Origin of the sequence: Streptococcus sp. 27098_8_51, from assembly GCF_041432205.1 — a bacterium.
Lineage (GTDB): Bacteria > Bacillota > Bacilli > Lactobacillales > Streptococcaceae > Streptococcus.
This window is the reverse complement of record NZ_JAPVZE010000003.1, coordinates 132,537-145,254: the sequence shown is the minus strand read 5'-3', so window position 1 is coordinate 145,254 and position 12,718 is coordinate 132,537. Positions and strand designations below refer to the sequence as shown.

At 39.6% G+C, this 12,718-nt stretch carries 12 protein-coding genes; all 12 read right to left on the bottom strand.

The window, feature by feature from the left end; genetic code table 11:
* Nucleotides 1–36: 36 nt before the first annotated feature.
* Genes O3622_RS03925 through cps4B form a run of 12 tightly spaced genes read right to left on the bottom strand, consistent with a single transcriptional unit; the run spans nucleotide 37 to nucleotide 12,718 of the window.
* Nucleotides 37–1,089, bottom strand: coding sequence for a hypothetical protein (locus O3622_RS03925; protein ID WP_000878651.1), 1,053 nt, complete (start codon nucleotides 1,087–1,089; stop codon nucleotides 37–39).
* A gap of 27 nt (nucleotides 1,090–1,116) precedes the next feature.
* The gene (gene glf / locus O3622_RS03920; RefSeq protein WP_371607054.1) at nucleotides 1,117–2,220 is read right to left on the bottom strand and encodes a UDP-galactopyranose mutase; all 1,104 of its coding nucleotides are present in this window, start codon (nucleotides 2,218–2,220) and stop codon (nucleotides 1,117–1,119) included.
* A gap of 9 nt (nucleotides 2,221–2,229) precedes the next feature.
* Entirely contained in the window at nucleotides 2,230–3,642 is a 1,413-nt protein-coding gene (locus tag O3622_RS03915) for a flippase (protein ID WP_371607053.1), read from the bottom strand.
* Nucleotides 3,639–4,799 carry a hypothetical protein gene (locus tag O3622_RS03910; RefSeq protein ID WP_000915512.1) on the bottom strand — a complete coding sequence of 387 codons (1,161 nt, stop codon included), beginning with the start codon at nucleotides 4,797–4,799 and terminating at the stop codon, nucleotides 3,639–3,641. The genes O3622_RS03915 and O3622_RS03910 overlap by 4 nt, the downstream gene beginning before the upstream one ends.
* 38 nt (nucleotides 4,800–4,837) lie before the next feature.
* Nucleotides 4,838–5,803 (bottom strand): glycosyltransferase family 2 protein, encoded by a 966-nt coding sequence (locus O3622_RS03905; RefSeq protein ID WP_049520846.1) that lies wholly within the window; start codon nucleotides 5,801–5,803, stop codon nucleotides 4,838–4,840.
* Between the two features lie 34 nt (nucleotides 5,804–5,837).
* Nucleotides 5,838–6,836 (bottom strand): Stealth CR1 domain-containing protein, encoded by a 999-nt coding sequence (locus O3622_RS03900; RefSeq protein ID WP_001033091.1) that lies wholly within the window; start codon nucleotides 6,834–6,836, stop codon nucleotides 5,838–5,840.
* 2 nt (nucleotides 6,837–6,838) lie between these two features.
* Nucleotides 6,839–7,996, bottom strand: a complete 1,158-nt coding sequence (locus tag O3622_RS03895; protein ID WP_371607051.1) for a glycosyltransferase family 4 protein — start codon at nucleotides 7,994–7,996, stop codon at nucleotides 6,839–6,841.
* 3 nt (nucleotides 7,997–7,999) lie between these two features.
* Nucleotides 8,000–9,172, bottom strand: a complete 1,173-nt coding sequence (gene cps2T, locus O3622_RS03890) for a beta 1-4 rhamnosyltransferase Cps2T (RefSeq protein ID WP_371607049.1) — start codon at nucleotides 9,170–9,172, stop codon at nucleotides 8,000–8,002.
* Between the two features lie 30 nt (nucleotides 9,173–9,202).
* Complete coding sequence (locus O3622_RS03885) at nucleotides 9,203–10,570, bottom strand: sugar transferase (protein WP_000391463.1); 1,368 nt, start codon at nucleotides 10,568–10,570, stop codon at nucleotides 9,203–9,205.
* 22 nt (nucleotides 10,571–10,592) lie between these two features.
* The gene (locus O3622_RS03880) at nucleotides 10,593–11,276 is read right to left on the bottom strand and encodes a tyrosine-protein kinase (protein ID WP_049489809.1); all 684 of its coding nucleotides are present in this window, start codon (nucleotides 11,274–11,276) and stop codon (nucleotides 10,593–10,595) included.
* Nucleotides 11,277–11,285: 9 nt separating this feature from the next.
* Nucleotides 11,286–11,978 carry a capsular polysaccharide biosynthesis protein CpsC gene (gene cpsC, locus O3622_RS03875; RefSeq protein ID WP_049489810.1) on the bottom strand — a complete coding sequence of 231 codons (693 nt, stop codon included), beginning with the start codon at nucleotides 11,976–11,978 and terminating at the stop codon, nucleotides 11,286–11,288.
* A gap of 8 nt (nucleotides 11,979–11,986) precedes the next feature.
* A complete protein-coding gene (gene cps4B / locus O3622_RS03870) occupies nucleotides 11,987–12,718 on the bottom strand; it encodes a capsular polysaccharide biosynthesis protein Cps4B (protein ID WP_049489811.1) in 732 nt (243 codons plus the stop codon).

Sequence of the window (12,718 nt, the reverse complement as noted above, 5' to 3'; positions counted from 1 at the left end):
ATTATATTTCATTTTATCCCAAATTCCCTAAGGAATTTACTTCAATTTGGATAAGGCAGCTTTTAAATAGGCTCCATCTCGAAGAGCGGCTCCAACTTTCCTAGCTTGTTCTGAAAGTTCCTTGTAGTCTTGAAGTGTCAAATCATCTAGTACTTTTTGGAGGTCGTGTAGAGAATCAACTGCTAGACCACACTGTTTATCCAGAACAAAATGTGCGAGAGCCGACTCTTTCCAGACTATTAGGGGAAAACCTGAAGCTAAGTAGAGAGAGGCCTTGTGCGAGTTGTTAAAACGTAGGTAGTTCCCGTAAGAACCTTGGCAGGTTTCTGAGCTGTCTCCGTCCCAGACCAAACCAAAACTACCTTCAAGAGCAGCTGGGAGGTCATCTGGCATAAAGGAACCAAAGTAGCTAGTGTTTTTCAATGCACGACTTTCATCGTAGCCCACCCCATACAAGTTATAGGCGGGCTGGTCTGGCAAGTTATAAAGATAACCTGACTTTGCAGGGTTCAAATTTCCAGCTACGATAATAGGCTGGTCTTTTTGGAGATTTGGTTTTTCAGCAAAGTTTGGAATCAGATAGTCAAAAATTTCCAAGCTAACCATTTTATCTGCTGGCACTCCTTGACCTACCAGAACTTTCTTCATGATATCGTTATGAACGATAATGCCATCCACTGACATCAAAGCTTTCTTTTCTTGGAAGTAATTGCGCACTTTATGACGGAATTTCACTTCCGAACCTGCTGCATGACGCAAGGTTTCAATATCATGGATCAAAAGATAGAATTTTGCTCCTCTCTTTTGCGCCTGCTTAATGAGTTGTGAGATGAAAAATGTATGGTGGATAATAGGGAACTGAATCACCAATTCATCTCCGGCTCCCAACTGATCAAACACAGACTTGGTCGCACGATATTTGTGTTGTTGAGCTTTAAAGAAATTCATCTTATACCAATTCTCAACCTTGAGCTCCAACCCCTCATAACCCTCTGAGATTAGAATAGATTCTACATCATTTCGCGCCTTACTCCCTGCATTCTTTTCGTGTGCATTATGCAGAAATGAATCTTTCAGATAATATTTCACCTTTTCTCCCCTTTATCTGTGATATTCTTAGATGCTCCCTAGTTCTTCTTCTACCACATCCAATGCACGTTCAACAGTCACATGCATATCATAGTATTTATAATCTGCCAAGCGACCACAGAAGATAACGTGGCTATTTTTCTCAGCTTCTGCTAGGTACTGCTCATAAATAGCATTGTTTTTGGCATCATTGATTGGATAGTAAGGTTCATCTCCTCTTTTCCAATCTGCTGGATATTCTCGAGTAATAACCGTCTTGTCCTGAGTCCCAAACTCAAAATGTTTGTGTTCGATGATACGCGTATAAGGAATATCACGTTCAGTATAGTTGACTACAGCATTTCCTTGATAATTTTCTTGGTCCAGAACCTCATGCTCAAAACGGAGACTGCGATACTCAAGTTCACCAAACTTATAGTCAAAGAACTGATCAATCATCCCTGTGAAGACAATCTTAGTTGCTGAAGCCTCCAAGTTCTCCCGATCTGCAAAGAAATCTGTATTAAGCTCTACTTCGATTCCTTCCAACAACTTTTCGATGATGACATTGTAACCACCAATTGGAATCCCTTGGTAACGGTCGTTGAAATAATTATTGTCATAAGTCAATCGAACTGGTAAACGCTTGATGATAAAGGGTGGTAGTTCAGTAGCAGAACGCCCCCATTGCTTTTCGGTGTAACCCTTGATTAGCTTTTCATAGACATCCGTACCAATCAACTTAATGGCTTGTTCCTCTAAGTTTTTTGGCTCAACATCTTGCATGTGTGTCGTCTGCTCAGCAATCTTGTCCTTGACTTCTTGGGGTGTCTTTGTCCCCCACAAAGCATAGAAAGTGTTCATATTGAAAGGCAGATTGTAAAGATGTCCTTGATAGTTGGCAATAGGAGAATTGATATAATTGTTAAACTCCGCAAACTGATTGACATATTCCCATACCTTTTTATTAGATGTATGGAAGATATGAGCCCCATACTTGTGGACATTGATTCCTTCAACAGATTGGCAATAGATATTCCCACCAATATGTTCTCGTTTATCAATCACCTTCACCTTCTTGCCACGTTTGTTAGCTTCGTAGGCAAAGATTGCACCTGACAAGCCAGCACCGACAATCAAATAATCGTACATAAAATCTCCTTATTTCTTTAAAACACTTTTTAGTTCTTGAAAATCCAAGACACGTAAGACCAAAACCAAGCCACCGTAGACTAGGAAGCCAAGCAGAGAATAGATCAAGACATTCACAACAGACGAGAAGTGCATGAAAGCTTGTACAGAATACAAGGCGCCGTACATCAGGAGTGCTGCTAGAAGTATTTTCAGCATAGATGGAAAGATCTTGACCTCTTTTAGATACGAACGTGTAAAGTAGAGTTGGATCAGCCAGACCAAACCTTCAGTCGCAACAGATACAATTGAAGCTCCAATATAGCCCAGAGGCGGGATCAAGAGGAGATTCAAGCCCACACTAAAAACAGCTGGAATAGTTGTTGATAGCATAAATTCACGATTCTTATTGTGAGGAATCAAGATTTGAATTCCCATGATATTGGTCCAGCCAATAAAGAACATTCTAAAGACCATGATGGCAATCGCATAGCGAGCATCTTGGAAGTCTTGCCCCAGGAAAAAATTGACAAAATCTTTGTTAACAATTAAAATCCCCGCAATCATCGGGAAGATAACTAAGTTATACACTAAGAAAGACATTTCATGTAACTTGTTAACCGCCTTTTGATTGCCTGATGAGAGGAGATTGGAGACCCGAGGCAACATAACACTACCAAGCGACGTTACCAAAGTCAACAAAATATTCAATAATTTCAAGGCTTGATCATAGATCCCGACATCCTTGGTCGAAGACAAGGCACCCAACATGGTGCGATCTAGCGTGATGTAGAGTGAAATGGCAATCTGTGGCAGAAACAAGAGAATGACTGGTTTAATATGCTCTTTGGCATAGGCTATATCCAAATGCGGCTTGCGAATGTGCTCCCGAGCAGGAAGCCACATACTCAACTGCCCTAGTAGATCATAGGCAACCAAGAGGATGATATACAAGTACAAGTCGGATGGTTTCTTAACAAATAGGAATATCGAAACAACCCCTAAAAGTTTGACCATTGTGTTACGAGCTGTGATTTTTTTGAAATCTTCTAACCCTTGAAAAAGCCAAGAAATATCAAAACCACGAGACAGCAAACTAAAGCCAAGTATATAAGCAATTGGATTGTTCATCGACGGCACAAGCAAGCAGACAACTATATAAAGCGTAACCGCTAAACAGGTTGAAAGGACTTGTAAACTGTAAATACCCCAGAAGGTCTTTTCGACTTCCTTACGATGGCCGGAAATTTCCTTTGTCCCATAATTGGCCACCCCAAGTGTCGCTAAGAGTATAAAGTAAGTTACTATTGAGTTGTAGTACCCATAGGAACCTAAGTCATTGGATGAGAAAACCCGAGTAATATAGGGTGTAGTAATGACTGGTAAAACGATTACTAACAGCTGATAAGAAAGATTATATAAATAATTTTTTAATACTTTCACAAGGAGTTCCTCGTTGTAGATTTCTTCGATTCAAATTCAATAACTGGCAAGGTTGCAAATAGAGTAAACATAAAAATATTATAAGACGGGCGAACCCAGAAGGCCTCAAACATACAGTTGACTGCTATTAAGGATAAGGCCGTCAATAGCAAATAATTCTTTTTGCGATAAAGTGACCAAGACCTAACTATGTATAACACGACCAATAAGAGAACTGGAATCATCCCATAGGTAAAGAGCATCTGAACGTAGGAAGAGTCTACATAGTCGTAGCTCAAAACGGATTCTGTACGCCCCCCATAACCGACAAATGATATGCCCCGAATCCCAAACCACTGCACTGCATATTTTTTTAGTGCCTCATGTCCTAGGTGTAATCTCATACTAAAAAAATTGTTTAGAGCCACATACATTGGATGAGACCAGGTAAATTTAGAAGAGAGATAAATCATTACTGAAGACGCTATACCAGCCGATAAAGGAAGTAAAGCAAAAAGCCGTCGCTGTTTATCATTTCGGAAATAAAAGTACAGAAAAATGAGCGCCATTACAGTAATAGAAGCGGCATTAAGCCTCGCATCGCAATATCGAATAATGAAATAAGCCAGACCAAATCCTAAGGCAGTCCGTAAAACAATGAATTTCTTTCTAAAGATATACGATATAGCTGTATATAGATAAAAACAGTGAGAAGCAAAATCAGTTGGATAAATAAAGCCAAATGAATTTCGAACAACGACTCCCGCAGATCGTGATTGGACAAATTGCAAGTTTGGAATAGCACCAATCACAGCCAAGAACACTATCAATACAATAAAAAACAAGGCTACAACAGAGTATATTTTAAGTACACTTTCCATCTCAGCCTTGTAAAGAAAGACAAGCAGAAACATATACATCAATGCATTAAGGTTCCCAGTCTTATAGTAAACCATGCCCCCAGCAAAAAGAAGAATTGGTGCAAAGATGAGATAGCTTATAGAGTAGTGATGAATATAAGCAAATCGCATAGCAAGTAACAGGACCGCAAAAAAAGGAACTACATTAGGAATATTAGGTAAAACAGGAGCTAACATAGACGTATTGATCATATCTATGGAGACAACCACTATTAAAACTGCTGCAATTAGCAATTTATCACGTTCTAACTTTAACATTTTCTTTTTCCTTTTCTTCTTTCATCCCTAACTCTTACTTAGGATTTTTTTAACTTTTTAAATTGATAATAGAGTCGCGGATACTTAGTAACTAAAACATAGAGGATCCTACGTTTCTTGCTAACTCTAGCATTCTTCAAGACAAGAGGCAAATAAGGCCTGGTTTTCTCCTGAAGTCTCTTGAATTCTACCGAATCCCCATCCTTAATCATCGTAAAGATAAGAAGACTTCCTGTAAAGAAGCGTGAAATGATGGCTTCTTGGAGTTCTGAACTCTCAGGATAGGTTGCATTCACAACCTCTTTTAAATGATCAATTGCTTCGTAAAACTCGTATTGTTTTGGCGTGAAAGCCGAGGCAGTAATGCTACCAGGTCTATGGTAATAATGGTAAATCGGAAGATGGTACAAGGCCACGGATTGGGCTTGGTTGAGATGCTCACTGATAACATAGAGGTCTTCGTAGATGCGCCCCTTGGGGAAGGGAGCTTTCTCAAGAAGTTCTTTCCGATAGAGTTTCCCACAAGCAGAGACCGTTACAAGGTCTCCATAAAGCATCTCAGTCAGAGCCTTTGCCTTGTCATAGACCTTAACTTGGTCTAAATCAAGCTGATCCAAGTGAAAATTTTGAAAACGATGATAGTGAGCTGTTGGCTCTACTTTGCCACTCACCATATCTGCTTGGGTACGACTTTGTAGCTCTGCTAGCAGTTCCAAGGCGCAGGGTTCCAGATAGTCGTCTGGATCTAGGAAAGTAATCCAGTCGCCCTTGGCTCTCAAGACCCCATAGTTCCGAGCATCAGACAAGCCACCGTTGACCTTATGGTAGCTAGTCACCCAATCATATTGCTGGGCATACTGGTCACACAAGTGTCCTGAGCCATCACTCGAGCCGTCATCAATCAGGAGGACTTCCATATCCTTGTAAGTCTGATGTTTCAAACTCTCCATGGCATAATGAAGGTAGTCCTCCACATTATAAACAGGCACAATTACCGAAATCATATTTTCTTTTCTTTCTCTTACTTAGTTTTACAGTTTAAATCTCAAATGAACTTCTATCTGGAAGCAGTTGATCCATAGCCTTGATAAAGTCTGTCATCACCTGCTCCTCGTCTTGAATGTTAAATCCATCATTGATACACATAATTTGGTATTTGCCAGAATTTAGTATCTTCCAAAAATCTGGTCCGGCATTATCCAAAGAAAAGAGTCCTCCCAACTTAGGATTTCCGATAGCGTATTTACCACTGGCAATCTGCCAATACTTAAAGAGCCAAACATTGGTATCAGAAGGATTTCTAAAGCGACTAGCCGAGGTTCTTTCCAAGACAGCTTTTTCCTTTTCCCATACCAAGTTCATCGTTGATCTTAGTAGAGGATAGGGCAGATGACTCTCCCAGAAACCACAGATAAACTGACTATTTCTGTATAGTAGTGACTTAACGATACTTTTTAATCCCTGCTTTGGATCAAAGAATTGGCCATTCTTCAAAATTTCATTTCGACTGAAATAGCTAGTGACAATCTCCATGTCATTTATCTGAAAATTCCCCGTTCCATATCGCTCAGGAATAATCGGTGAAAGAGCCGTATTATATTTAGGTAAACCATCCTCTGAGAAAAAATCTGTCGGCTCGACTGGAGCTGTCAAATACATATCGTCATTAAAAAAAACAAAATGCTCTGAGAGACCAGGGATTCGATGGATGTTACTTTCAATAGGATTGGCAGAAAAAACTGGTAGGTAGTCATTACAGATAATCTCTGTATGATCTACCAACACCAATTTTTCACTATTTATATCTAACCAGCTTGGCTTTTGCTGGTCGGTCACGAGGTAGACCTTATTGACCCAAGGAGCAAATTTTTCAACTCCTCTAAACCAATATTTAAAGGTCCCCCATTCTCGGTAAGCCTTGACTGAATTCATACTCTGTTTAGAAGTATTAACCGAGCCATCATAGCTTGATTTTTTTTCTTGCCACACAGGATCATTCCCATCAACCCAAGTCACAACAAAATCTATTTTATTCATAACTAATCTTTTCTATCTGTTTTATACAACTCCGAGAAGTTCTTGATGTAACTCTCCAAAGAAAACAGCTCTTTTTGTCTCTGATATCCTACTCGCCCAAATTTTTCTCTTTTTTCAGAACTATCTAGTAAGAGAGAAATGGCATTAGAAAGTTCTTGAGGACGATTTGGTTTGACTAAGCAACCACTTTTGTCATCTACTACCATTTCAGCTATTCCCCCATTGTTATAACCAACAACTGGTTTTGAACAAGCCATGGCTTCTAGGACTACTGTAGGTAGGGAATCAGGTTTTATACTTGGTAAGACAAAGATATCAAACATATTATAAAGTTCAGAAGTCTTATCGTAGTAATCAATACGATGAATTTGTGACACAACAGATGAAGAAGCTATTCTCTTATCTAGTTCATCTAAGCGCCATTCTTCACCAGGAAAAACACCTCCAGCCAGGAAAGCCACCGCTTGCTCATTCTTTTCCAAAAGTGGCTCGACTGCTTCTATGAAATCATTTTGTCCTTTAATAGCATTGACCCGACCAATCATGCCAATCACAAGTGCATCTTGCGCAATGTCAAATTTTTCACGAATAGAAGACGCATCCATTGGATAATAGACAGCATTATCGACACCGTTATAAATCACTTCCACTTGGCTATCTTTGATAAAGGGAGACTGCTTGATATGATTAGCGACCGCTTGGGACACCGTCACAATCTTGTCTGCATATCGTCCCATGAGCATATTGATAAAGTCAGAAATAGCTTTGGGTTTGACGATAATCTCATGAACATGCCAAATCAAAGGCAGCTTGAGCTTGCGTTTCAAATAGATGCCCTCCAAAACAGCCGCTGTATTATTGTGAACCATATCTATACTGTGTTCTCGAGCATAGAGGGCGATTTGCTTAGCATAGAAATTATAAGAGCGAATATAGTCGGCAATGCCTTTAGGATTAAAGTATTTTCTACGTAAAATCGGATAATCCAACACGCTGACCTTAGCTCCAACTTGGCGCAAAGCCTCGACTAAAACACCGTCATTTGGCAAGATGACGTGAGCTTCAAATTCTTTGGAATCCAATCCTTTTATCAATTCCAATAAAACCTTATCTGCTCCATACATTTCTGCACCAGCATGCAAGTATAAAATCCGTTTCATTCCCTATCCTTTAAACACTTCTTCATAATCTGACACAATCTTTTCCCATGTGAAAGCTGTGATAATTCTTTGGCTTGACTTGAAATCCAAGTCAGCTATCACTACCTGATCAAATCCCTCTACTTCCTCAATGACGCCTGCCAACTCATCTTTTTTCCAATAAATGGCCCCGTCTTCACCAACCTCACGGTTAAAACCAACATCTAGCAACAAATTTAGTTTTGTGGATGCTAAAGCTTCCAGTAGAGAAGGGTTGGTTCCTCCAACCTCATGCCCATGTAAATAGGCAAAGGCATTTTCACGGATGTACTTGAGCAACTCTTGGTCATAGACAGTACCGACAAATTTGACCCTAGGATCTTTGTCAAAACCAGTATCCCGTAACAACTGGTCGTAAAATTTATTCTGCTCCACATTTGTGATGAGAACAAAGTCCTTTTTGGACTTGGACTTGATAAATTCACGAATCATGGCTTCGTAGTTATTTTCAGGAACAAATCGTCCCACTACTAGATAATAGCCATTTTCGCTAACTTCTTTTTCCTTATACCAATCTCGAACTTTGGCATCTTCTGCTTTCAGGATTGAAGGAGCTGTATCTGTCCCATAGGCAATATAGGTGGTCTTTGGTTGGTACTGCTTATAATCCTCTTGGATATATTTTTCAATGTTTTTACTGTCACAGACCAGTAAATCTGCATGTTTGACCATGAGCTGCTCTGAAAATTTCCAGTACTTACGAACTGGAAGGCTCCATTTTGCTCGCAACCATTCATGACCATCAGGATTCACCAGCAAAGAGCCACCAATCGCACGAATTTTTTTCTTAAGTCCAGAAATAAAAGGACCGATGCGACAAGCTAGAATGTAAAAAATGGGAGCCTCGTCCTTGTTTTCCTTAGCCAATTCAATAGCCTTGTTGACCGCTGCAATATCGTAAGCGATGGCGCGGGCCGGGCCGATATTGGGTACATCGATGTTGAAGCAAATGGCTCCATTGTGCTCAAACTGGTCTTCCGTAATGCCAGACTTAGCAGAATTTTCACGCATACAAGCAACATAGTATTGTATGTTGCTGTCTTTTTGATATTCGGTTAATTTTTCAACAAAGGTTTCAAATCCTCCATACTTAGCAGGAATCCCCTTTGAACCAATAATATAAACTGACTGTTTCATTTCTCTCCTAACAGGACTGAAGGGCAGAAATTACTTCGCCCCATCTCTCATAAATACAACTTTAACGGTCTTTAACAATATTTCAATATCTTTCCAAATAGTCCAATCATCAATATAGGCCACATCTAATTTGACAACTTCATTGAAATCCTTGATCTCACTTCGCCCGCTGACTTGCCACAAGCCTGTTATCCCAGGTTTAAAACTCAATCGACGTTTCTGTTCAGGAGTATATTTCTCATACTCATCAACTGTTGGGGGACGGGTCCCTACTAGACTCATATCTCCCATTAAAACATTCCAAAACTGTGGCAACTCATCTAGGCTGGTCTTACGAATAAAGCGACCAATGGGAGTGATACGAGGATCATCATCAACCTTAAACATACCACCTTGCATGGTATTTTGAGCTAAAAGTTCTTGTTTGCGCATTTCAGCATTCACACACATGGATCTAAATTTATAGAAAGTGAAATGTCGACCATTTTTTCCAATACGCGTTTGAGAAAAAATCGCTGGCCCACCATCTTGTCGAATCATTGGAACCAAAACAATGCTCACCAAACCACAAATAATCAATCCGACAATAGAACCGACAATATCAATGAAACGTTTAGCAATGACATGACTCGTCTTATAAAATTTTGTAGAAAACGTGATAACATTCAGCCCTGCCATCCCACGAATCTTTTTATCACTACCTAGATAGTTATTAAAAGCATTCAGGTTAACTGTCACGTCAATTCCCATTGTCTCAAAAAGTGAGATAAACTCCCCGATGTCATACTCTTCACTTGGTAGATTGATAAAAACCTCATCGACAACTTCATGAGTAGCAAAGTCTAAGATGTTCTCAGCAGGTACAACGGTTAAGGTTTGATGCTGGAAATCAGGCTGGTCTAAAACACTGACCGCCACCAAATTCCAAAAAATTTCTCCCGACTCTATCAGCCTATCGATGACTTTTTCAACCCTAGAGGTAGCTGTTATCAAGAATATCTTCTTACTCCCCTTGAGATTTGGAAAGATGCTTTTTCTATAGCGTTTAATGCATAGATTCAACAAATACAACAGAATAGAGTGTATTGTCAAAAAATAAATCATTCCTCGTCTAGAGATACTAAAACGATCTTCTAAGAAAAAATTCGAAATACTGATAGCTAAAGCAAAGAACACGATATACTTTGTCGTGTTGATAAACTCTGCTAAATAACCCCTTTTAAAAAAATCATGCCCATAATCACTGATATAAAACACAAAAAAATGAAGAATGAACAAGATAATAACCGAAGTATTTACAATCTCTGTTTCCTTAACAAAACTAAGTAAATAAGCTAATAAAATGACAAGAAAACTCTGGATTGCCGCCAAAGTAATCTTCAATCCCTTTTCTTCCATAATCTATTCCCTAAGCTAACTCTTACTTTTTTCCATAGGAGCCATAAGCCCCATATGATCCATACTTCTCAACTGAAGTATTGAGTTTATTAAGCACAATTCCTAAGAATGGTTTGCTTGTTTGTTCGAGTTGTTCTTTAGCTTTTTGGACATCACGACGATTTGTTTCACCAGCCGCAGTTACTAAAACAGAAGCGTCACACTGCTGCGTGATAATCGCCGCATCGATAACAACTCCAATCGGAGCAGTATCTACAACGATGTAGTCAAAGTACTTGCGTAAGGTGTCAATCATGGTCGCAAAATTTTCACTTTGCAACAAAGCTGTTGGGTTTGGTGATACAGAACCCGCTTGAATGACAAACAAATTTTCAACATTGGTTTCACATAAACCTTGTGATAGGTCTGTTGTGCCTGACAAGAACTCTGTTAGGCCTGTAATCTTTTCCCGTGATTTAAAGACACCTGACATGACTGAATTACGGATATCCGCATCAATCAACAGTGTCTTATAGCCCGCACGCGCGAAAGCCCAAGCAATATTGGTAGAAGTTGTTGATTTTCCTTCTCCTGGTTTGACAGAGGTAATGGAAATCACTTTCAAGTTATTCCCACTCAATTGAATATTGGTGCGAAGGGCATTGTAGTATTCTTCTGCTTTTCTTGCCAAATCTAATTTTTTTTGTGCAATTTCTAACGTTGGCATTTTTCTCTCCTATTTTAATTTATCCAAATTTGGAACTACTCCCAATAGTGCAATTTGCATCACGTCCTCAATATCTTCTGGACGTTTCACTCGTGTATCTAAGAGCTCAACTAGGAGAACTGCGACAACCATCACAACCGCCCCCGCAAGGAATCCAACCATGGTATTGCGACGAATATTTGGTGAAGATGGCGATGTTGCAGGGCGTGCTTCTTCAAGTGTTGTCACATCCGAAACGCGAGTGACGCTGATGATCTTTTGAGCCGCAACCTCTCTCAAAGAGTTGGCGATACGGCTAGCTTCCTCAGGTGCACGGTCTGTAACAGAAATCGATACAATACGCGTATCCACTGGAACTGTTACCTTGATTTTACTAGCTAGACCTTTTGGAGGAAGTTCTAGTTTCAAATCAGTCGCAACCTTCTCTAAAACGTCTTGCGAGAGAATGATTTCGCGATAGTCTTTTACCAAGTAAGATCCTGCTTGCAAGTCTTGGTTAGTCAAGCCAGGCTTATCTCCCTGATTACGATTGACCACATAAATTCGGGTCGTACTCGTAAACTCCGGCTTCACAATAAAACTACTGTAGGCAAATGCTACTGTCCCTGTCACGAATGCTACCAAAGCAATTAAAAATTTTCGTTTCCAAAGGATTTTAAGCAAGTGAAATACATCGATTTCCATCATATTTTGTTCTTTCATTTTTTCTCCTAAATCAATTGATCCATTATTATTTTTCGGGGATTATCCTTAAAAAGTTCCTTAGCCTTATCTTCACTGTATTTTTTAGCAATGATATCATAGGCTTCCTCCATATGAGGAGGTCTGTGATCCAAGTTGTGCATATCACTTGCTATCACGTGAACCAGATCTCGTTCCAAGAAATACTGGGCTCTCTTTTTCATAAATTTATAGGTTTCTCCGAAGAGTTTTGGTTTCAAAACATGAGAACTATTAACCTGGGTATAACATCCCATATCAATCAGCTCTCGCACGCGCTTTTCATTGTTTTCTAAAGCATCGTAACGTTCAATGTGGGCAATGACGGGTGTAATGCCTAGCATTAGAATATCACTCAATCCCTTATGCATATCCCGATAGGCTGTATTCATACTAAACTCAATCAAAGCATAGCGGCTATCGTTGAGGGTTGGGATTAATTTCTTTTCTAACTTCTCAACAACATCTGGCGTATAGTAGATTTCTGCCCCATAGGCAATGATTAAGTCATCCGCAACTTCCTTAGCTATTTCTCGCACCTTCAAAAAGTTAGTTGCGACTTTTTCTTCAGGAGTTTCGAACATTCCTTTTCGTCTATGCGAAGTGGAAACAATTGTCCTCACTCCTTGACTGTAAGCCTCTCTAAGAAGTTTTTTACTTTCCTCTATCGACTTTGGACCATCGTCCACATCAAAAACGATGTGCGAATGGATATCTATCAT